The following is a 21,274-nucleotide window of genomic DNA, read 5'->3' on the forward strand; positions in this document are numbered from 1 at the left end:
TCCGCCCGGCCGCGGCGGTACCGTCGCTCGCACGTGACCCGCCCCGCAGGCATCCCGGGCAGCACGCTGCTCGGCCCGTTCCCGGTCGGCGCGTACGCGGCCAAGCTGCGCGACGAGCTGCGCAAGCGCGCGCGGGTTCAGCTGTTCGGCGAGGTCTGGGGCTTCAAGGCGAGCAAGGCCCGCGTGTACTTCGAGCTGCGCGACGGCGAGGGCGCGCTGCCGTGCGCGATGTGGCGCAACGAGTTCGACGCGCTCGGCGCCGGCGCGCTCGCGGACGGGGCGCGTGTCGTCGTGGCCGGCGGGCCCGACTACTACCCGGGGTCGCGCTCGTCGTCGCCGCACTTCTCCTTCGACGTCACCGCCCTGCGGCTCGCCGGCGAGGGCGACCTGCTCGCCCAGCTCGACCTGCTGCGCAAGCGGCTGGACGCCGAGGGGCTCTTCGCGCCGCAGAAGCGGCTGGCGCGGGTGCCGCTGCCGCGCACGATCGGCGTCGTGACCGGCGAGTCGGGCAAGGCGCGCGACGACGTGCTCGCCGGGCTGCGGCGCCGCGGCTGGGCCGGACGGCTGGTCTGGGCGTTCGCGCCGGTCCAGGACCGGCACGCCGCCCCGGCGATCGCCCGCGCGCTGCAGGACCTCTCCGCCTGCCGGGTCGACGTGATCGTCGTCGCCCGCGGCGGCGGCTCGCTGGCCGACCTCTTCTGCTTCTGCGACGAGACGCTGTGCCGGACCGTCGCACTGCTGCAGGTGCCGGTGATCGCATCGGTCGGCCACCACACCGACCGCACGCTGCTCGACGACGTGGCGGCGGAGAGCTGCTCGACCCCGACCCATGCCGCCGAGGCCGCCGTGCCGCGCCACTGCGACGACGCGCGCACCCAGCTGGCGGCGTTCGCCCGGCGCCTGGAGGGGCACGGCCGGCGGGCGGTGCTCGACCGCGCGCGCCTGCTGGCCCGGATGTCGCGCGCGCCCGCCCAGCACGTCGCCCGCCAGCGCCTCGCGCTGCACCAGTCGCTGCGCGAGCTGCGCGCGGCGGGCCGGCGCGGGCTGGCTGAGCGGTCGCGCCGCGCGGAGCGCCACGCGCTGGTGCTGTCGCGCAAGGGCGCGGCCACGGCGGCCGAGGCGGCGCGCGGCGCCACGCTCGAGCGGCTGCGGATCGCGCTCGACGCCCACGACCCCGCGCGGACGCTCGACCGCGGCTACGCGCTCGTCACCGACGGCGCCGGCGAGGTCGTCACGAGCGCCCGGGCGGCCCGCCACGCGGCCACGGTCCGCCTCCGGTTCGCCGACGCCGCCGTGGATGCCACCATCTCAGACCGGGATCCGACGCCATGACCGACCAGCAGGCCACCACCCACACCTACGAGACCGCGACCGCCCGCATCGAGGAGATCATCCGGCGGCTTGACTCCGGCGACGCCGGATTGCGCGAGACGCTCGAGCTCCTGCGCGAGGGCCGCGGGCTGGTCGAGTGGTGCGCGGGCGAGCTCGAGGCCGTCGGCCAGGGGCTCGAGGAGCTGCGCCTCGACGAGCTGGTCGCGCGGCTCGAGAGCGGGGCGCCGCGATGACCAGCACCTGGGAGCGCGTCGCCGGCCTGCCGGTGCGCATCGAGCGCTACGAGCTGCACGGCCACAGCTGGCAGCCGCGGCCCGAGTTCCTGCGGCGCACGACCGACATCCACCTGATCGGGGGCGGCGAGCAGGGCATCGGCGAGGACGTGGTCTACACGCCGGAGGACCACGAGAAGGTGCAGGCCGCCGGGCCGGTCCTGCCGCTGGCGGGCGACTGGACGCTGCAGTCGTTCTCCAACCACCTCGCGGCGCTCGACCTGTTCGACGCCCCGCCCGAGTACCCCGCGTCGCTGGCCTACCGGATCTGGGCCTACGAGTCGGCCGCGCTCGACCTCGCCCTGCGGCAGGCCGGCACGACGCTGCCCGAGGTCCTCGGGCGCGAGCTGCGGCCGCTGACCTTCGTCAACTCGCTGCGCCTCGGCGAGCCGCCGAGCTTCGAGCCGGTTCGCTCCCGACTCGAGCGCTACCCCACGCTGCGGATGAAGCTCGACGCGACCTCCTCGTGGGACGACGAGCTCTTCGCGCGGCTCGCGGCCACGGGCGCGGTCGACTCGATCGACCTCAAGGGCCAGTACGTCGGCACGATCGTCGACCAGACCGCCGATCCCGAGCTCTACCGGCGGGTCATCGAGACGTTCCCCGACGCATGGATCGAGGACCCCAGGCTCACCGAGGAGACCGAGCCGGTCCTCGCGCCGGTGATGGACCGCGTGACCTGGGACGCCCCGATCCACACGGTCGCCGACGTCGAGGCGCTGGCGGTCCGGCCGAAGATGGTCAACGTCAAGCCGTCGCGCTCCGGCCCGCTGCGCGAGCTGTTCGCCCTGTACGACTTCTGCGACGTCAACGGGATCGGCGCCTACGGCGGCGGCCAGTCCGAGCTGTCGGTCGGGCGCGGGCACATCCAGCTGCTCGCCGCGCTCTTTCATCCGGACACGCCGAACGACGTTGCCCCGGGCGCGTACAACGAGCCCGACCCGCCGCCCGGCCTGCCGTCGAGCCCGCTGACCTGCATCCCGGACCCGGTGGGCTTCCGGCTCGCCGGCTACGCGTAGCCCCCGCCCCGTCCGGCGCCCTGCCCCGTGTGGCGCCCCGCCCCGTGCGGCGCCCCGCCCCGTGCGGCGCCCCGCCCCGTGCGGCCCCGCGCCCCGTGCGGCGCCCCCGCCCCGTGCGGCGCCCCCGCCCCGCGGGATCGAGCGTCGAGTTTCTCAGCGCCAGGCTGAGGAACTCGACGCTCGCTGCGCCGCAGCGGCGGTCAGACGGTGATCCGGAGGCGCCGCGTCGTCGTCGTCATCCTGCCGTCGTTCTCGCGCACCCGGACGTTCAGCGTCACCGGCACCGTGCTGCGATGGCGGCGGTGCAGCCGCGCGCGCGTCCCCTTCGACAGCTTCAGGGTCAGCGTGCCCGCGCCCGCGGTGTTGCGGATCAGCGTCTTGTCGACCAGGGTCGAGCGCGTGCGGTGCAGCAGCTTGCGCAGCGACCTGCCGGCGAGCAGGCGCCCGCGCACCGAGCACGCGTCCTGACAGTGGATCCGCACCGACACCCGGCCGCGCCGCCGCACCGAGACGGTGCCGATCGCCGAGACCACGATGGGCTGCGGGTTCGTCGATGGCGGCGTCGGGGTCGGCGGCACCGGCGGCTCGGGGGTCGGCGGGATCGGGGTCGGCGTCGGGGTCGTCCCGCCGCCGCCACCGCCGCCGCCGCCACCACCGCTGGTCGACGGCGACCCGTAGACCTTCAGCTCGGTCAGGTCGATCCAGTCCTGCCCCGAGTCGCCGCTCGGGTCCTGCGGCGATCGCAGCGACACCCGGATGGCCCGCACGCCCGTCCCGCCCGCGGCCGGCGTCACGTCGTTCATCCGGTGGCGATCCGCGTCGGTGAAGGTGTGGTCGACGGCCGTGGTGAACGTCGTCCCGTCGGTGGACGTCTCGATCACGAGACGCCCGACCGCGGCGGTCGGGTCATCGCCGCAGGTCTCGGCCGGGTCGACCGAGAACGTCGCGATGTCGATCGTCTGCGGGAGGGCGATCGTCTGGTACGGCGTGCCCTGCGGGATGCCGGGCGGCGTCGGGTCCGGCAGCGGCCCCTGGGTCCCGTCCGGGTTCGGCGACGACCAGCCCGTGGCCTGCGATCCGTCGATCGCGTCCTGCGGGCCGCATCCGCCGGTCCACGGGTCGTTCGTCGCCACGATCGCGGCGCCTCCGGAGCGGCTGGCGTAGTTGCGCCGCAGCCGGCGGTCGCCGAGGTCGGTCGTGTCGCCGCCGTCCACCTGGACGGTCGCCGGCAGGCCCGCCGGCGTGTCGTAGCCCGGCCCGCGGATGAAGAGCGACGGGTACGTCCCCTCGACCGGTGTCAGCGTGAAGCGCCCGTCCGCACCCGTCGTGGTCTGATAGCCCGCGCTGTCGTGGCCGCCGAAGCCGACCACCGCGCCGGCGACCGGCTGGCCGGTGTCCTGGTCGAGCACGCGACCCGTCACCGTGCCGGTCGGCGTCCCGGGCGGCGGGGGCTGGTCGAAGTTCGCCACCGGGGTGACGTCGCCGCCGTCCACCGCACCGGCGAAGAAGCCCATGCCGCGGTGCGCGAAGACGGTCCAGATGTCGTCCGCGTGCGTCCCGCCGAAGTCCGCCTGGTCGGCGGCCAGGATCGCGTTGCGCATGTCGAGGAACGACGGCTCGGTGATCGAGAGCCGCATCCCGTCCGTGATGACCTTCTGGGCGGCGCCCTGGCCGATCGCGACGCGCAGGTCCCACAACGTCTCGGACCAGATCTCGCCGTCCGCGTGGACCTCGGCTCCGCGGCTGGAGATCTTGCCGAACGACGCGTACGTGTACCCGCCCGCCGGCGTGCGCGGCGGTCGCCCCGGGCAAGCCGCGTTGTTCACGCCGACCGGGCAGTCGAGCGGCTGCGTGCGCGTCTCGTTCTTGATCGGGTCCGCGTAGACGCCCAGGTCGACCTCGCCCGGCGTGCCGGTGTCGGTGATCATCCCCAGCTCTTCCATCCAGTCGAGCGCGTACCAGTCGCTCCACGCCTCGCCCATCGCGCCCGCCTGCGGCGAGCTGACGCCGCCGTTCTCGACGAGCCGCGTCGAGAGCCCGTGCGTGTACTCGTGCCAGACCGTCGCCGGGTCGTAGTCGAAGCTCACGTTGCGCTGCGAGTAGCCCGTCTGGTCGCCCGCCAGGTACATCTGCATGAGCGGGCTGTCGCCGTCGGGCGGCGTGAGCATGTTCGCGTTGTTGAGGTGGAAGTCGTCGGGCCCCGTCAGGGCGCCGTCGAGCCCGTTGACCGCCACCGGGTCGTCGCCCTCGAAGTTGCCGCTCGAGGGGCCGAACGCGATCTGCGGATCGTCCTTCAGGTGGTCGTGGAAGCGGTTGACGAGCCAGAACACGTTCGTGATGTCGTTGTCCTGGTTGACCTGCCAGCTGCCGGGAACGTCCTGGTCCCACGTGCACTGGTGGGTCGCGTCGCAGTGGCCGTTCGGGTTCTCCGCCGGCGTGAACTCGTCGAACGGGAACACGAACGAGCCTGCCCGGCGCGTGATCTCGCCCGGCCCCGGGGCGTTGTCGTCCTCGAGGTCGGCCCACGCCACCGCGTTGGGCCCGGCGAGGCTGTCGTCGATCCCGGGCCCGAACCAGTCCTCGCTGACCGCGGGGTCGAGATACTGCGTGAGGTCCACGGAGACCGGGCCGGGAAGCGGCCCGCCCGGCCACGAGCGGAACACCGAAGCTTCGTTGGCCGCGAACCGCACGAGGTTCGCGCGGCGCAGCACGGCGCCCGTGCCGGCATCCACGATCTCGTCGTAGACGGCCGTGGGGCCGGCGCGGTAGAGCACCCGCCAGGCCAGCCGGGCCCCGCCCACATCGGAGAACAGCACCAGCCGGGCCCGATCGCCCCGGTCGAACCGCGTCGCCTGCTCGGCGCCCACGGGCCCGGACACGATCGAGGCGGTGCGATGCACGCCGATGTCGTCCATCACCGCGGCGAGCGCGCCGAGCGGATCGAGCCGGGGGTCGGTCGACGTCACGTCGAGGCCGTGGATCGGGGCGCCGCCGACGCTCAGCACGCGCCCGTCCTTCGTCACGGCCACCTGCAGCCCGCTGTCGAACGTGGGGATGCCGCCCACCTGCTGGCTCCAGCGCGCGACGACGAAGCCGGACGGCGAGGTGCGCGCCGGCTCCGCCACGAACGTGCCGAGGTCGCCGCCGTCGAGGCCGATCGCGGCGGCGTGGTCGCGCACGTAGTCCCACGCGCGCTGCACGCGATCGCCGCCGCCGGGGCCGGTGAGCGTGCCGTCGAGGCGCTGCAGCGAGCGCAGCGTGCCGGTGACCGGATCGGCCTGCACCACCGCCTGCTCGCCGAGACCGTCGGCGAGGTCGCGGCGGGCGTCGAGGGTCGCCCGGCTGGGCGCGGGCGCGCCGGACTGGGCCCGCGGCGTCGCGCGGCCGCCGCTCGACGACGGGCCCGGAGCGGGGGCCGCCGCGTCGCGCACGTCGAAGTACGGCTTGGGCACCGACGCCGAGCCGCGCTCGCCGCCGCGCGCGAACGCCGCCGGCACCGCGGCCAGCAGGATCGCTGCAGTGATGATGAAGACCCTTCGCCTCATTGCCGGGTACCCCCCAGGTTCGTGGCGCGGGCATGCTACTGCCGCCGCGGGAGCGCGGGAAGCGCTCGCGTCAGGTCACCGACGCACGCCGCCGTTCGTGGAATCGCGCCGCTCGGGGTAACCCATCCAGCGACACACCCGCGACAGGAGCGACAACGATGCAGATTCCGCGCACGCGGGGGGCGGTCAGCGGACTGCTCCTCATGGTTCTGGGCGCCTGGGGCGCCCTCATCCCCTTCATCGGGCCCTACTTCGGCCTCACCATCGGCAGCGATCAGACGTGGGACTGGAGCTCCGGGCGGCTGTGGCTGTCCGTCGTGCCCGGCGTCGCCGCGTTCGTGGGCGGCTTCCTGCTGCTGACGTCGGCGCACCGCGCCCGCGCCGCCCTCGGCGCGTGGCTGGCGGTCGCCGCCGGCGCCTGGTTCGTCGTCGGCCCGACGGTGAGCCGGCTGTGGAACGACGGCACGAGCGCCGCGGGCGCGCCCGCCGGCGACACGAACCGCCAGGTGCTCGAGCTGCTGACGATGTTCGAGGGCCTCGGCGTGCTGATCGCCGTACTTGGCGCGTTCGCGCTCGGCCGGCTGTCGGTGCGCGGCGTGCGTGACGCCGAGCTGGCTCGGGAGGCGGAGCTGGAGCGCGAGCGCGAGCGCGAGCTGGAGGTCGAGCACGACCGCGCGGCCGCCGACGACGACGACCGCTTCCAGCGCGACCCCGTCCCTCGCCGCCGGCCCGTGGCCGAACGCTCCGCGGTGACCGGCAGCGGGCCCGCGGGCCCGAGGGCGAGCGTCCCGGCCGGCGAGGAGCCGACGCGCATCTCCCCCACCTCGCCCGCGCCCGCCGGCTCCACCGCCCCGACCGAGCGCTCCGGCGCCGTCCGCACCGACACGATGCCGGCCGACGGCGCCTCGGCCGAGACGCGCCGCAGCGGCGGCCTGCTCGGCCGCCTGCGCCGCTCCTGACCGCCACCAACGGTCCGCGTCACGCCGCCGGGACCCGTACCCTGCCCGGCGTGACGCGCGACGGCTGGCCGTACTCCTACGTAGACCGGGTCCGCTTCGGCGACCTGGACGCCATGCGCCACCTCAACAACGTGGCGTTCCTGCAGTTCTTCGAGTCGGCGCGGATCGCGTACCTCTCGACCCTGATCCCCGGCCACAGCCCCATCGCCCCCGAGGGCGACTTCGGGCTGATCTTCGCCGAATGCCACATCAACTACCGGGCGCCCGCCTTCTACGAGGAGGACATCCGGACCTGGGTCCGGCCCGGCGACGTGGCCCGCTCGTCGTTCCGGATCCACTTCGAGATGAACGCCGAGGGCGACGGCCGGCTGCTCGCCGAGGGCTACGGCGTCCTGGTGGGCTACGACTACGGCGCCGGACGCGCGACGGCGCTCACCGACGACTTGCGCGCCGTGCTCAGTAGCGCCCGCTGATCCAGTCCCACGCGCGCCGGAGCTTGCCGGTCAGCGCGCTCTCGTCGACGTCGTCGGGATCGGCCTTCATCACCGCCGGGTTGTCGGCGGGCACGTGCAGGGCGTCGCGGCCGACCTTGAGCACCACGCCGCTCTCGTAGATCTCGTCGACCTGCTCGGCGTCGGCGAACCGGTGGCCGCCGAGGAGCGGCCGGGTGTCGACGACGAGCCCGTCGAAGATGTCGACCCCGGGGTCGGCCAGCACGTGCTCGACGGTGCCGATCTCCTCGCCGCCCGCGTCATAGACCGACGTGCCGGGCTCCAGGGCGAGGTACGAGGTGGGCGCTCCGAGATCTCTCACGGGCCCGAATATACGTAGGAACCACTGAGGGACGTTCCGCACCCGCTCCCGATGGCGAGGCGGCCGGTGCGCGCCAGGCTGGAGCGCAGCATCACCCGAGTAGACAGAGGAGCCGTCATGAGCACGTCCGTCCAGCACCGTCCCGACCAAGAGCACCCCGAGCCCGGCGCCCAGAGCCTGATGATCTGGCTCGGCGCCGCGATGCTCGCCGTGACCGTGGCGATCATCATCGGCATCACGCAGTTCGGCGCGACCGCCGGCGTGGGCGTGGCGTTCGGGGCGCTCGTGATCGCGGTCGTCGGCATCTTCGCCTACATCGTGCGCTTCATCGGCCCCGAGGACTGAGCGAACCCACCACCCGCCGGGCCCGCCGCCAGGCGCCGTCGCGCGCCATCTCGTAGGCTGATCGTTGACTCGCCAGTCAACGAACGAGGGGACAAGGTGGACGAACGGGTGGCCATCGTCGGGTCCGGCGCGATCGCGTGCGGGCTCGCCGCGGCGGCATCGGCGCAAGGAGAGGTTCTGCTCTGGGCGCGGTCGCAAAGCTCGGCGGACCGTGCGCGCGCCTCGGTGGACAAGGTGTGCAGCAAGATCAGCGAGGGCGTCGACGCCCGGCGGGTAGCCGTAGCCACCGATCTCGACGCGATCGCCGGCGCCACCATCGTCGTCGAGGCCGTCGTGGAGGACCTCCCCACGAAGTCGGCGCTGCTCAAGGACGTCGCGTCGCGGGTCAACGGCACGACGCTGCTCGCGTCGACCACCTCGTCGCTCTCGGTCGAGGCGCTCGCGCAGGCCAGCGGCCGGCCCGAGCGCTTCGCCGGCCTGCACGTGTTCAACCCGGTGCCGAAGATGAAGCTCGTCGAGCTCGTCTTCCCGGCCGCGGCGACCGACGACACCCGCCGGCGGGCGCGCGAGCTGTGCGTCGCGCTCGGCAAGGAGCCGGTCGAGGTGCCCGACGTCCCGGGGTTCGTCGTCAATCGGCTCCTGTTCCCGTACCTGTTCAGCGCCGTGAGGATGATGGAGGAGACGGGCCTCGAACCGCAGGCGATCGACACCTGCATGACGCTCGGCGCCGGCCACCCGATGGGCCCGCTCGCCCTGCTCGACTACGTCGGGCTGGACGTCTCGCAGGCGATCGGGGAGTCGATCGGCACCGAGATCCCGGCCACGGTGCGCCGGCTCGTGGACGACGGCGCGCTCGGCAAGAAGGCCGGGCGCGGCTTCTACGAGTACGAGTAGTCAGTTGACGTCGCGGGAGCGGTCGGCCAGGACGGCGGCCGTTCCCACGACGAGCGCCCACGCCGCGAGGACGAGACCGGCGGGCAGCGGGTCGAGCGAGTCGGAGAAGTCGATGCCGGCGACCGCGCTCATCGTCGAGCCGACCGTGTACGAGCTGACGTCGCCGGAGACCGCTGAGACGATCGGCTCGAGGATGAACAGGTAGGCGAGCGTGCCGACGACCGCGGCGACCTGGTGGCTGATGAGCGCCCCCACCGCGACGCCGAGCGCGGCGGCCAGCCCGCACGAGGCGGCGCCGCCGAGGAAGAGCGCCAAGATGTCCGAGCCGCCGAGGTCCGGTCCCGGGTCGCCGGCGATGAGCGGCAGGCCGATGGCCAGCGCGATCGCCTGCACGAGGACCGCCACGATCACGCCCGTGGCGAAGTAGGCCAGCAGCTTGGCCGCGGTCGCGCGCACGCGGTCCGGGGCGATGAGGAACGTCGAGGTGATCGTGCCGTGGCGGTGCTCGCCGGTGGCGCCGACCACGCCGAAGATGATGAGAACCGCGGGGATGGTGCCGCCGAGCCCCGCCACCGTGACGACCTGGCGCTTGTCGTCGAGCGTGGCCGGGTCCCCGAGCAGCGCCTGCAGCAGGACGCTGGCAAGCACGAGCAGCAGCACGAGCGCGGCGAAGCCGAGCGCGGTGCGCGTCGTCCGCAGCTTGATCATCTCGCCGTGCAGGAGGCCGATCACCGCTGCCCCGCCTCCGAGGTGAGCTTCAGGAACACGTCCTCGAGCGACTGGCGCTCCTCGTAGAGCGCGTGCAGCGCGACGCCCGTCGCGAGGGCCAGCTCGCCGACCTTCGGCGCGTCGGCCTCGCGCACGCGCAGCCAGCCGTCGTTGCGCTCGACGACCGCGCCGACGGACTCGAGCGCGGCGGCGAGGCCGGTCAGCTCGGCGGCACGCACTATGACCGCCTGCGCCGGGCCCGCCGCGAGCTTCGCCACCGGGCCCTGGTCCACGAGCCGCCCGCGGGCGATGACCACGACGTCGTCGGCGGTCTGCGCCACCTCCGAGAGCACGTGGCTGGAGACGAGCACGGTGCGCCCCTCGGAGGCCAGGCGCCGCAGCGTCTCGCGCAGCCAGCGGATGCCCTGCGGGTCCAGGCCGTTGGCCGGCTCGTCGAGGACGAGCACCGACGGGTCGCCGAGCAGCGCCGCCGCGAGGTGAAGGCGCTGGCGCATGCCGAGCGAGTAGCCGCCGACCCGCCGCCGCGCCGCCCTGTCGTCGAGGTCGACGGCACGCAGCACCTCGTCGGCGCGGGACGCGGGGATCCGCGCCATCGCGCACAGGGCGCGCAGATGGTCGCGCCCGGAGCGCCCGGGATGGAAGCCGGCGCGCTCGAGCGAGGCGCCGACCGTCCCGGCGGGATCGTCGAGGTCGACGTAGCGCCGGCCGTGGACCCGCGCGGTGCCGCTCGTCGCCCGGGCCAGGCCGAGCACGACGCGCAACGTCGTCGTCTTACCGGCGCCGTTGGGACCGAGGAAGCCGGTGACCGTGCCTTCGCGGACGGAGAAGCTCAGGTCGTCGATCGCCGTGACGACGCCGAAGCGCTTGGTCAGGCCCTCGACCTCGATCGCGTCGGGCACCGCCTGGAACCTACCCGGATGGCAGGACGGCCGGCCCTCTGCGGGAGAGAGGGCCGGCCGTCACGTCCGGCGGCGAGTCCACCCCTGAGCTCGCCTCCGGCTCGTGTCCTACCCCCATCCCAACGGGATCTGTCGCAGAATCTTGCGGGAACCCCGCAACCGGGACGCCGCGCGTGAGTCGAGACGCGGCGCTCAGCGGTCGGCGGTCGGCGGTCAGCGGTCAGCGGTCAGCGGTCAGCGGCGGAGCGCTCGGCCGTCGCCGGTCCGCGCTCGCGGATGCGGACCGCCTCGATGCGGTTCTCGCGCACCGACTCGACGCGGATCGAGTACCCGTTGGCCTTGATCGTGTCCCCGCGGCGCGGCAGGCGGCCGAGCTCGGCGAACACGAAGCCGCCGACCGAGTTGTAGGCGTCCGAGTCCACCGGCAGATGCAGCCCGTAGTCCGTGAGGTCGGTGATGGCGACGTGCCCGCGCACGAACCAGTCGCCGTTGGCCAGCCGGCGCACCTCGCCGCCGGCGGGATCGGTCTCGTCGGCGATCTCGCCCACGACCTCCTCGATGATGTCCTCGACCGTGACGATCCCCGCGACGCGGCCGTACTCGTCGATGACGACCGCCATCGAGGAACGCTCGCGCTGGAGGTCGGCGAGCAGGTCGTCGAGCGGCTTGGTCTCCGGCACGATCGGCGCGTCGCGCACGACGTCGCCGATCGACGCCTGCGGGCCGTCGGTCATCAGCACCCGCGCCAGCGAGTTCGAGTGCACGAGGCCGCGGACGCGGTCCTGGTTCTCGTCCTCGGTGACGACGAGGCGCGTGTGGCCCGAGGAGATGCAGCGCCGAAGCGCGGTCTCGACGTCCTCGGACAGGTCGACGGTCACCACCGCGGGGATCGGCGTCATCACCTGACGGGCCTCCTGCTCGTGCAGGTGGAAGACGCCCTCGAGCATCCCGGCCTCGCCGACGTCGAGCTTGCCGCCGGTGCGGGCCTGGGCGATCAGGACGCGCAGTTCGCCGGGGCTGCCGCCCTCCTCGAACTCGGCGTCCGGGTCGATCCGCAGCATCCGCAGCAGGCCGTTGGAGGCGTGGTTCAGCGCGGCGATGAACGGCCGCATCGCCGTGTGGAACCAGTCGAGCGGCCGGGCGATCCGGCAGCCGACGGTCTCGGCGTTGACGATCGCGTAGATCTTCGGGACCTGCTCGCCGACGGTGATGTGCAGGGCCGTCACGAGGATGTACGCGATCGCGATGGAGATGGCGACCGACAGCCCGTGCGAGATCGCGTCGCCGAACAGCGGCTCCAGCAGTTCGGCGATCGCCGGTTCGCCGAGGAAGCCGATGCCCAGCGAGGCCAGCGTGATGCCGAACTGGCAGGCCGACAGGTACTGGTTGAGGTCGCCGAGCTCCTTGAGCAGCGTCGCCGCGCCCCGCCTGCCCTCCTTGCTCATCTCCTCGACGCGCGAGCGCCGGGCGCGGACGAGGGCGAACTCAGCCGCCACGAAGAACCCGTTCACGAGAACGAGGACGACGACGGCAGCGAGGAAGAGCGCCGTCATGCGCGGGCCGCCGACGCGGCGCGCCTACTTCGGTAGGGGTCGTCGTTCATTGATGGCGACTAGCGCGAGGGTAGCAACGCCGGCGCAGGCGCTACCCGCAACGCCGAGCGAGCAAGGTCCGGGCGAGCGCGATCCAGGCCGCCCCGTAGTACGTCGGGTGCCGGTCGTCGAGGGCCTCGGCCTCGTCGAGGAGGCGGTCGCGGGCGGCGGCGTCGCCCGCGGCGTGGGCCGCCGCGGCCGCGCCCGCGAGGGCGACCGGGGTGCGGACCGCACCCACGACGCCGCGGCCGTCGAGCTCGCGGGGCAGGATCGCCGGGTCGCCCGCGCGCAGGCGCGGCCAGAGCGCCGCGGCCACCCGGCGGGCGGCGGGGTCGCAGGACTCGGCGAAGCGGACCGGCAGCCGGACGGCGTCGAAGCCGTAGCGCGGCACGCCGCCCGGATCGCCGGGCGGCGCCGCCGATCTGGCGGGCGCGCCACGCGGTCCGGCCCGCGCCCAGTCCGGCGGCAGGCGCGCGCCGCCGGCGACCAGCGCCCGCGCGGTCGCGATGCCGTGGCGGCGCACCCGCGCCCAGCGGCGGTGGTGGCCGAGGGTCACCAGCGCCCGCTCGGCCACGGGCGACGAGTAGCTGGGGTTGAGCACGCGCCCGCGCCGCGCCCACGGCCCGGCGACGAGCCGGCCGGCGGCGGTCTCGCGGCGCAGCACCGCGACCGCCATGCGCCCGGCCGCGCGGCGCAGCGCCGGGCGGCCGAACCGGCGCGCGGCCAGCTGCAGCGCCCGCGCCGCGTCGAGGTCGGCGTCGGCCGCGGGCTGGCGGTCGGCCACCCGCCCGTCGCGCCAGTGCCAGGCCAGCAGGCCGTCGCGGCGCTGCAGGTGCGCGCGCGTCCAGCGCCAGACGCGGCCGAAGCGCCGTTCGTCACCCGTCGCCGCGGCCAGCAGCAGTGCGTACGCCTGCCCCTCGCTCACCGTGTCGCCGCCCTGGTCGCGGCGTACCACCCGGCCGTCGGGATCGACGTAGCGGTCCAGGAACCGCGCCGCCGCGCCGGGCCCCGGCCGGGGCGGCGCCGACGACGACTCGCCGCACCCGGCCGCCGTCGCGGCGAGCAGCAGTACCACCGCGATCGCCCGCCTCACGCCGCGGCCCTCCCCTCCTCGGCTCGCTCGGGGCCGGCCGCCGCGACCGGCGCCGCGGTCGGCCGCCGGGCCGGGAACAGCGCCGGCCAGATCCCGGCCGACAGCACGGTCACATGCAGCGCGGCGAACGCGACGTTGTTGACCGTCGCGGGGTCGAGCCCGCGCGCCATCCCGACCACGCCGGTGCCCACGAGGATCGCAATGGCGGCCAGCGTCGGCGCCACGGCGCGCGGCTGCGGCCGGCGCTCGCCCTCCTTCGGCGTCACGACGAACCGGCCCCGCCGGCGCAGCAGCGTGAGGATCGTCGCCTGGACGTGGATCCACCAGCTCGCGGCCGACAGCGCGAAGCCGCCGAACGTGTACGCCCCGCGCCCGGCGACCGCCACCGCGTACAGCGCGAGGCCGAAGTACGGCGCGAAGTGCACGAGGAACTGGTCGGCGCTCGCCGCGCCCAGCGGCTGCGCTCCGGTGAGGATGCGCAGGACCGGCATCGACATGTACACGAGCACGGTCCAGCCCGACAGGAAGTACATCGCCGACAGCACGTACTGGGCCTTCTGGCGCCACGGCACCCGGGCGCGCAGCGCGGTCGGCAGCGCGCTCAGGCAGCCGCGCGCCCAGCGCTGCTGCTGCGAGACGTAGGACGCCATGTCCTCCGGGCCGAGCCCGCGGGCCAGCACCTCCGGCACGTACACGGTGCGCCAGCCGAGCTCGTGCAGGTGGATGGAGAGCTGGAAGTCCTCGGTCAGCGAGCCCTCCGGGAAGCCGCCGGCCGCATCGAGTGCGGCGCGCCGGAACACGACGTTCGTGCCGCAGCAGAACGTCGCCCCGAGGCCGTCCTTGCCGCGCGCGATCGCGCCGAAGAACAGCGCCTGCTGCGCCCAGGCGTGACCGGCGACGCCGCCGGACGGCGCGTTGGCGTAGTACTGCGGCGTCTGCACGAACGCGACGCGCTCGTCGGCGAGATGCCCGAGCGTCGCCTCCAGCAGGCGCTCGTCGGGCACGTGGTCGCAATCGAGCACGAGCGCGTAGGGCGCGCTCGCCAGCGCCAGCGCGTGGTTGACGTTGCCGGCCTTCGCCCCCTGACGGCGGGCGCGCGCGACGTAGCGTGCGCCGTGGCGGTCGGCCACCCGGCGCATCGCGGTCGAGGCGCCGTCGTCGAGCAGCCACACGTTGACCGCGGCGCCCCGCAGCCGCGCCGCGGCCGCGACGGTCGGCTCGACGATCGCGACCGGCTCGTCGTAGACCGGGATGAGCACGTCGACCTCGGGCGGCGGGCCGCCGTCCGCCAGGGCGAGCGGAGCGCGCGTGCGCTGGCGCCAGCACGTCCACCAGAAGCCGGCCGCCTGCGTGAAGTTGAACAGCTCGGCCGCGATCAGCAGCGCGAACAGCACGGGCTGGCCGACGCGCTCGGGGCGCAGCAGCCACGTGAGGTACACGAGCGCCAGCGGCAGCGCGACGAGCGCGACCAGGCGCACCGCGGTCGTGGCGCGCCGGTCGCCGCGCGCGTCCCAGTGCGGCGCCGCAAGGCGCGGATCGGTCGTCGTCGTCGTCATCGGTACACCCACACCTTCACCTGGGGTCGCTTGAAGCGCTCCTGCAGATCGCGCGTGCGTGCGAGCTCGCGCAGGCCAGCACGGACCGCGTCGCGCTCGCCGCGCTGGTCCTGGAACGAGCCGAGCACGAAGACGCGCCCTGCCGGCGCGACCGGCCCGTCGAGCGCGCCCTGAAGCGGGCGCGCGTGCAGGTCGGGTGCGTAGTACGTGACGACGTCGCGCAGGTACTTCGGCTGGTAGAGCACGAGGTCCCCGGGCCGCGCCTCGCGCTCGATCCGCGCCAGCGCTCCCTCGAAGTCGTACACCCGCGGGTTCGCTCGGTTGACCTCCTCGTCGGCCGAGGCGACCGCAAGGCTGCCGACGAGCGCCGCCGTGACCGCGACCGTCGCCACGCGGCCGCCGGTCCAGCCGGTCGCCGCCCGGGCGAGCAGGAGGATCGTCAGCGGCGCGAGCGCCGCGAAGTAGCGGATCTCGAAGAGGAACGGCTTGAGCTCGCCGACGAAGAACAGCGCGATCGCCGGCAGCAGCGCGCACGCGGCGACGAGCAGGGTGCGCGGCGACCGGCCCCGGCCGAGCAGCAGCAGGGCGAGCAGCAGCCCCAGCGGCCACAGCGCCGTGATCGCCGCCATCGTGCCGTTGGAGTGGTAGCCCCAGATCGCCCACACGACGTTCGTCAGGGCGATGTAGACACCAGGCTGCGTGCGGGTGGAGCTGACGTCGGAGCCGGCCTGCGACGGTTGGTCGAACCCGCGCCCCGCGGCCTCGTTGGCCTGGAACTGGTCGTGGGCGAACGCGGCGAGCGGGGCCAGCGCGAGCGCGAGCGCGGCGACCGACAGCAGCCAGGGCCGCAGCAGCCGCCGGTCGCGCATCGCGGCCAGCGCGAACGCCGCCTGCTGCACGCCGACGACGAGCACGCCGAAGTACTGCGTCCACACGAGCGCCGCCGACGCGGCCACGTAGAGCGCCCAGTCGGCCGGCCGCCCGCGGCGCAGCGCTCGCAGCTGGCCGAGCAGCGCGAGCGTCGCGAACAGCATGAAGAGCCCGTACATGCGGGCCTCCTGCGAGTACCAGACGAGAAACGGCGCGACCGCGCCCATCGCGGCGGCGGCCAGGCCGGCGCGGCGGTCCCACACCTCGGCCGCGGTGGCGTACAGGGCCGGGACGAGCGCGGTGCCCGCGACGACCGAGGGAGCCCGCATGACGAACTCCGACGTGCCGGCGGTGTGCGCCAGCGCCCAGAGCATCAGGTGGTGCAGCGGCGGGTGGACGTCGGTCGTGCGCAGGCTGTCGAGCAGGCCGCCGAGCGACATCTGCGCCTGGGTGATCGAGGTCGCCTCGTCGAGCCAGATGCCGCGGTTGGACAGCAGCCGCACGACGAGGGCCGCGACCGTGATGCCGGCGACGGCGAGCCCGACGCGCGCCGGGGTGCCGCCGGCGCGGCGCGCGAGGGCGCCGCGCAGCGGGAACGGCACGACGACGCCGGGCGCGGTAGCGGCGACGAGCGTGGCCATGGCGGCGAGCGTGATCACCGCGACCCGCCCCGGGTCGGTTCCCCAGGCGACGATCGCCAGCGCCTGCGCGGCCGCGATGGCGGCCGGCACGGCGACGGCGACGACGCGGGCGCGACGCCCGTCGGCGGTGGCGATCCGGTGCGCGAGCAGCACCCGCGCGACGCCGAACAGCCCCATCGCGGCGACGTACGGCACCGCGAGCGCTCCGGTCTCCGCGTAGCGCTCGCCGAACGCCGCGCCGATGAGGTCGCGCGGCATCATCGCGACCGCCAGCACGGCGGCGAGCCCGAGCACCGCGGCCGCGCCGACCGCGGCCCCCAGCGCCCCGCGATCACCGGCGCGGGCCCGCGGCAGCAGCACGAGCGGCACGGTGGTCGAGGCGAACGCGGCCAGCCCGCCGAGCGTGGAGAGCACGGCGAAGCGGCCCGCCTCGCCGCCGTCGAGCAGCGCGTTGGCCAAGACGACGTCCTGGTTCTGCAGGACCGCGAGCACGAGGAACGCGGCGGTCGCCGCGCCCGCGAAGCGCAGCAGGCCGTGCTCCCGGGACGAGATCCCGCCGGCCGCTGCGAACCGTGGACGGGTCGCGGCGAGCGCCAGCCAGCCGCCCGCGACGACCGCCGCCGCGCCTCCGGCGACCCCGAACGCCGCGACGAGGGGCAGGCCAAGCGCCAGGCGGGCGACCGGCTCGGCGACCAGGCTGAGCGCCGCGCGGCCGTGCTCGCGCTCGCCGTAGAGGCGCCCGCGCTCCAGCGCGAGCCACGGGGCCAGCGGCACGCCGGCGGCGAGCACGACCAGCAGCCCGGCCGGCACGCCGAGCACGGCGCCCAGCGGCACGGCGGCCACGACGAGCGCGAGCCCGGCGGCGACGCCGAGGCCCAGCGCGCCGCGCCGGGCGCCCGGCACGGCCGCCGGCGTGAGCGCCGCGCCCGCGCTCAGGCTCGACGCGGGCACGTGGACGAGGAGGTACAGCGCGAGGAACGCGACGAGGTCGGCGAACGCGCCGGGGGCCAGCAGATGGGCCGCGACGAGCGAGAAGGCGAGGTTGCCGACGCCGGAGGCGACCTGCGCCCCGGCGACGAACGCCTGCTCGCGCACGACGCCCCCGCGGCGCAGGGGCCGGGTCAGGAGTGCCGGCGTGCTCACTCGGCCACCGCCCACTCGGCCGGCTTGAGCGGCAGGCTCCCCATGGCGTCCGCCTCGTCGCCGCGCCCGCCGTCGAGGACGAGCCGCAGGAGCCGGAAGCCCTCCTCGGCGGCCGCGACCTCGGCGCGCACGGCGGCCGCGCTCGGCGCCACGGCCGCCTCGGCGGCGGCCACGAGCCGGGCGCCGAGCTGCGCCGGGTCGGTCCCCGGCGCGAGCACCGGCTGCCCGAGGCGGCGCGCGGCGCCGGCGAGCTTCGGCTCGTGCGCGTAGGCGACCGACGGCACGCCCGCCCCGGCGGCGGTCAGCATCGCGTGGAAGCGCAGCGCCACGACGAGCCGCGCGTCCGCGAACGACCCGCGCGCCTCGGCGAGGTCGGCGGGCGGCACGCCGATCCGCGCCACGCCGCCGAGGCGCGCGTCGATCTCGCGGGCCAGGTCGAGGTCGTCGCGCCGGCCGATCCGGCCGATCTGCCAGGGCTGCAGGATCACGTCGAAGCCGTGGGCGAGCACGGGCACGAGGGCGACGGCGAGATCGTCGGCCAGGCCGGCGCCGCCGGCGTCGTGCGACAGCGCCACGACGACGGTGCCCCGGCGCATGCGCTCGGTGTCCGACGCGGGTGGGGCGCCCTCGACGTCGAGGATCGTCCAGGCAGGGTCGGCGCCGATGCGGAACGGCGCGGGCGCGCCCGCCTCGGCCAGCACGTCCGCGGACTCCTCGTCGCGCAGGACCAGCAGGTCGGCCTGATGGACGAGCCGGCGCGCGAGCAGCCGGGCGCGGCGGCCCGGCAGCGGTGCCGCACCGACCCCGACGAGCGCCAGCGGCTTGCCGAGCGCCCGGGTGCCGAGCCCCATGGCGAGCGCCCGGCCGAGCAGGTCGAGCGGTCCGCGGCCGCTCGCGCCGCGCAGGGTCTTGAACACGGTGCCGCCGGCGAACACCACCGCGTCGGCGGAGCGCACCTGGCGCATCACCGCCGGCGGGTCGGAGGGCGCGACGCGCTCGCATCCCGGCAGGACCGGGCCGGGCCGGCTGGTGGCGATCAGCTCGCGGCCGGGCAGCGCGCGGCGAAACGCCTCGAGCAGGGCGTCGTCGCCAGGATTGCGCTGTCCGAACGCGCCGGCGAGGACGACTCGGCTCACTCGACCACCCCCGGGACGTCACGACGGCCCGGTGCGTCAGCCAGGGTGGTGCCGGCCGCCCCCGGAACGTCGCGAGCGTCAGCCCGGGTGGTGCCCGCCGCCGCGTACACCTCGAGGTGGCGACGCGCGACCGCGGGCCAGCCCCGGTCGCCCGCCATCGCCGCGGCCGCGGCGCCCAGCGCGCCGAGACGGGACCGGTCGGCCGCCAGGCCGCGCAGCACCGCCGCGAGCGCCGGGGCCTCGCGCGGGGCGACGAGCGGCGCCGGCGCACCGGCGCACGTCGCCAGCTCGGGCGACATCAGCACGGGCGTTCCGTGGGCGAGCGCAAGCGCGAGCGCGCCGCTGCTCGACACCGGCCGCGGGTAGGCGAAGAGCGCGACGTCCGCGGCGGCGAACCACGCCGCCACGTCGCCGTCGGGGACGTGGCCGGTGAAGCGGGCGTGGTCGCCGTGCGCGCCGCGCAGGACCTCCGCGTAGGCGTCGCCGACGCGCGGGTGCGTCCCGCCCGCGACCACGACCTCGACCCCGCTCCCCGCCAGCCGCCCCGCCTCCAGCGCCGGCTCGAGGCCCTTGTACGGCGCGACGAAGCCGAAGCACAGGACGGTCAGGCGGTCGTCGCGGACGCCGAGCCGGGACCGCGCCGCCGCTCGCTCGGCGGCCGCGGCCGACTCGATGCCGTGCGGCACGACGGTCGCGCCCGGGACGGCCTCGGCGAATGCTGGCTCGTGGACGACGACGGCATCGGCGTGGCGGCGGACGCTCTCGCGGACCACGGCCAGCCCCGCGCGCGCGACGGCGGCGGGCACGCGCACGCGATGCAGGCGGGTGAACTGCGCGTCGACGGCGCCCGCCGCGACGACGTGGTGCATCGTCACGACCGACGACGGCCGCCCTCGGCGCAGGCGGCGCAGCGCCGCCACGAGCGCTGGCACCGCGGCCGGCCCGCCGTACAGGAAGGTCTCGTGCTGCAGGTGCACGGTGGGCGCGCCCGTCGCGCACGCGGCCCGGGCGGCGCGGACCAGCCAGGGCGGCCCGGCCTCGAACCGGCGCAGGACCCGCACCCGGCCGTCGCGGTGCTCGGCCGGCAGGCCCGGCTCGACGGGCGCGACGACGGTCACGCCGGCGCCAGCGCCGGTCAGCGCCTCGGCGAGGTTCGCGGTGTAGGAGGCCACGCCGCTCGAGCCGCCGTGGCGGATCCCGGGACGTGGGTAGGGGGAGATGAGCGCCACGTCAGGCCGCACCGGCCACCTCCCGCACCCGGCGGCGCAGCGACGCGGCCCACAGCCGCAGCAGCGACGCCCCCATCCTCCGCGTGTCCGCGACGGGGTCGACGCGCGAGCCCTCCTGGTCGACCCACACCGTCGGCACCTCGACGACGCGGTGGCCGAGATCGCGGGCGGTGACGAGCAGGTCGACGTCGAAGAGCAGGTCCTGCGACGTGGTGTGCGCGACGATGTCGCGGGCCACGTCGCCGCGCAGGACCTTCGCCCCGCACTGCGTGTCGCGGTAGGGCAGGCCGAGCAGCCGGCGCACGCCGAACGCGAACCCGGCGCTGGTCAGCCGGCGCGACAGCGGCCGCGACGCGGGCAGGACGGACGCCGGATGGTGGCGCGAGGCGATCGCCCCGTCGGCGCGGCCGGCCACGTCGGCGAGCCGGAGCAGCTCCGCCGGCGGTGTCGCGCCGTCGGCGTCGACGAACCCGACGAGGTCGGCGTCGCTGCGGCGGAACGTCTCCGCGATCACGCCGCCCTTGCCGAGCTTCGGGTACTCGTGCAGCTCGATGCGCCGATCGGCGCGCTGGTGGCCGCGGACGATCTCGGCGGTCCCGTCGGTGCAGTGGTCCAGCGCGACGTGGAACCGCGTGCCCGGATGCGGGCAGCCGGCGCGGTAGGCCGTGAGCATGCGGTCGATCCGATGCTCTTCGTTGTGGGCGGGAATGACGATGTCGAGACGCACGGGGTCCTCCGCGGCAGGCGTTGCGGTTTGCGGGTCTCCTGCGACCACGGCGCTGTCGCCCGCCGGCCCACAGAGGGCACACCGGTGGCGGGTTGCGGTTCAGCGCCGCCCGGGCGCGGCCATACGGCCGGCACGCGGCGGGGTCATCCACCTAAGCACAGCGCATGGCCGAACGTCTCGCTCGTGTGACCGGGATCACACGACGGTTCGACGGCGGCTCGCCGGGCGACGAGCCGCCGCGATCAGAGATCGTCGATGTCGGCGGCGAGCCCGCGGTCGAGGTCCGTCACGGTGCCGGACGTGTGCGTGCTGAGCGTCAGGCGCACCTTGTTCCAGCCGTGGATGAGGATGTCCGGGTGGTGGCCCTTGGCCTCGGCCAGCCGGGCGACCTCGTTGACGAACCGGATCGCGCCCGCGAAGTCCCCGAACTCGTAGTCCTGGACCAGTGCGCTGCCTTCCTCGTGCCACGCCATACGCTTC

Annotated in this window: 19 protein-coding genes; 7 read left to right on the forward strand and 12 right to left on the reverse strand. The window is 75.4% G+C overall.

The window, feature by feature from the left end:
* Positions 1-33: 33 nt before the first annotated feature.
* The 3 genes from xseA to DSM104329_RS21545 are packed head-to-tail and all read left to right on the forward strand — an operon-like array spanning position 34 to position 2,623.
* Entirely contained in the window at positions 34-1,332 is a 1,299-nt protein-coding gene (gene xseA / locus DSM104329_RS21535) for an exodeoxyribonuclease VII large subunit (RefSeq protein ID WP_259311912.1), read from the forward strand.
* On the forward strand, positions 1,329-1,565 hold the full coding sequence (gene xseB / locus DSM104329_RS21540; protein WP_259311913.1) for an exodeoxyribonuclease VII small subunit: 237 nt from the start codon (positions 1,329-1,331) through the stop codon (positions 1,563-1,565). The genes xseA and xseB overlap by 4 nt, the downstream gene beginning before the upstream one ends.
* The gene (locus DSM104329_RS21545; protein ID WP_259311914.1) at positions 1,562-2,623 is read left to right on the forward strand and encodes an enolase-like domain-containing protein; all 1,062 of its coding nucleotides are present in this window, start codon (positions 1,562-1,564) and stop codon (positions 2,621-2,623) included. Before xseB ends, DSM104329_RS21545 begins: the two co-directional genes overlap by 4 nt.
* Before the next feature lie 200 nt (positions 2,624-2,823).
* Here DSM104329_RS21545 and DSM104329_RS21550 read toward each other — a convergent pair whose 3' ends face one another.
* Positions 2,824-6,168, reverse strand: a complete 3,345-nt coding sequence (locus DSM104329_RS21550) for a M36 family metallopeptidase (protein ID WP_259311915.1) — start codon at positions 6,166-6,168, stop codon at positions 2,824-2,826.
* A 158-nt stretch (positions 6,169-6,326) separates the two neighbouring features.
* On the opposite strand from DSM104329_RS21550, the gene DSM104329_RS21555 reads away from it, so the two are divergent.
* Complete coding sequence (locus DSM104329_RS21555) at positions 6,327-7,127, forward strand: hypothetical protein (protein ID WP_259311916.1); 801 nt, start codon at positions 6,327-6,329, stop codon at positions 7,125-7,127.
* 50 nt (positions 7,128-7,177) lie between these two features.
* Positions 7,178-7,600, forward strand: coding sequence for an acyl-CoA thioesterase (locus DSM104329_RS21560; protein WP_259311917.1), 423 nt, complete (start codon positions 7,178-7,180; stop codon positions 7,598-7,600).
* Here the strand turns inward: DSM104329_RS21560 and DSM104329_RS21565 are convergent.
* The gene (locus tag DSM104329_RS21565; RefSeq protein ID WP_259311918.1) at positions 7,584-7,940 is read right to left on the reverse strand and encodes a PRC-barrel domain-containing protein; all 357 of its coding nucleotides are present in this window, start codon (positions 7,938-7,940) and stop codon (positions 7,584-7,586) included. The genes DSM104329_RS21560 and DSM104329_RS21565 overlap by 17 nt on opposite strands.
* Positions 7,941-8,057: 117 nt before the next feature.
* On the opposite strand from DSM104329_RS21565, the gene DSM104329_RS21570 reads away from it, so the two are divergent.
* On the forward strand, positions 8,058-8,285 hold the full coding sequence (locus DSM104329_RS21570; protein WP_259311919.1) for a hypothetical protein: 228 nt from the start codon (positions 8,058-8,060) through the stop codon (positions 8,283-8,285).
* A gap of 108 nt (positions 8,286-8,393) precedes the next feature.
* Positions 8,394-9,179, forward strand: a complete 786-nt coding sequence (locus tag DSM104329_RS21575) for a 3-hydroxyacyl-CoA dehydrogenase family protein (protein ID WP_259316243.1) — start codon at positions 8,394-8,396, stop codon at positions 9,177-9,179.
* On the opposite strand, the gene DSM104329_RS21580 is transcribed toward DSM104329_RS21575, so the two are convergent.
* The 10 genes from DSM104329_RS21580 to DSM104329_RS21625 all read right to left on the reverse strand — a co-directional run bounded on the left by DSM104329_RS21580 (position 9,180) and on the right by DSM104329_RS21625 (position 21,267).
* Complete coding sequence (locus DSM104329_RS21580) at positions 9,180-9,911, reverse strand: ABC transporter permease (RefSeq protein ID WP_259311920.1); 732 nt, start codon at positions 9,909-9,911, stop codon at positions 9,180-9,182.
* Positions 9,908-10,807 carry an ABC transporter ATP-binding protein gene (locus DSM104329_RS21585; protein WP_259311921.1) on the reverse strand — a complete coding sequence of 300 codons (900 nt, stop codon included), beginning with the start codon at positions 10,805-10,807 and terminating at the stop codon, positions 9,908-9,910. Before DSM104329_RS21585 ends, DSM104329_RS21580 begins: the two co-directional genes overlap by 4 nt.
* A gap of 227 nt (positions 10,808-11,034) precedes the next feature.
* Positions 11,035-12,360, reverse strand: coding sequence for a hemolysin family protein (locus DSM104329_RS21590; protein WP_259311922.1), 1,326 nt, complete (start codon positions 12,358-12,360; stop codon positions 11,035-11,037).
* A gap of 91 nt (positions 12,361-12,451) precedes the next feature.
* A complete protein-coding gene (locus tag DSM104329_RS21595) occupies positions 12,452-13,492 on the reverse strand; it encodes a glycosyl hydrolase family 8 (RefSeq protein ID WP_259311923.1) in 1,041 nt (346 codons plus the stop codon).
* Positions 13,489-15,048, reverse strand: a complete 1,560-nt coding sequence (locus tag DSM104329_RS21600; protein ID WP_259311924.1) for a glycosyltransferase family 2 protein — start codon at positions 15,046-15,048, stop codon at positions 13,489-13,491. Before DSM104329_RS21600 ends, DSM104329_RS21595 begins: the two co-directional genes overlap by 4 nt.
* A complete protein-coding gene (locus tag DSM104329_RS21605; protein WP_259311925.1) occupies positions 15,045-17,702 on the reverse strand; it encodes a glycosyltransferase family 39 protein in 2,658 nt (885 codons plus the stop codon). Before DSM104329_RS21605 ends, DSM104329_RS21600 begins: the two co-directional genes overlap by 4 nt.
* Complete coding sequence (locus DSM104329_RS21610; RefSeq protein WP_259311926.1) at positions 17,699-18,838, reverse strand: polysaccharide pyruvyl transferase family protein; 1,140 nt, start codon at positions 18,836-18,838, stop codon at positions 17,699-17,701. Before DSM104329_RS21610 ends, DSM104329_RS21605 begins: the two co-directional genes overlap by 4 nt.
* Positions 18,835-20,079, reverse strand: coding sequence for a glycosyltransferase (locus DSM104329_RS21615; RefSeq protein WP_259311927.1), 1,245 nt, complete (start codon positions 20,077-20,079; stop codon positions 18,835-18,837). The genes DSM104329_RS21610 and DSM104329_RS21615 overlap by 4 nt, the downstream gene beginning before the upstream one ends.
* Positions 20,069-20,794, reverse strand: a complete 726-nt coding sequence (locus DSM104329_RS21620; RefSeq protein WP_259311928.1) for a glycosyltransferase — start codon at positions 20,792-20,794, stop codon at positions 20,069-20,071. The genes DSM104329_RS21615 and DSM104329_RS21620 overlap by 11 nt, the downstream gene beginning before the upstream one ends.
* A 242-nt stretch (positions 20,795-21,036) precedes the next feature.
* Complete coding sequence (locus DSM104329_RS21625) at positions 21,037-21,267, reverse strand: 4a-hydroxytetrahydrobiopterin dehydratase (RefSeq protein ID WP_259311929.1); 231 nt, start codon at positions 21,265-21,267, stop codon at positions 21,037-21,039.
* Positions 21,268-21,274 lie beyond the last annotated feature (7 nt).

It is taken from the genome of Capillimicrobium parvum, assembly GCF_021172045.1.
Lineage (GTDB): Bacteria > Actinomycetota > Thermoleophilia > Solirubrobacterales > Solirubrobacteraceae > Capillimicrobium > Capillimicrobium parvum.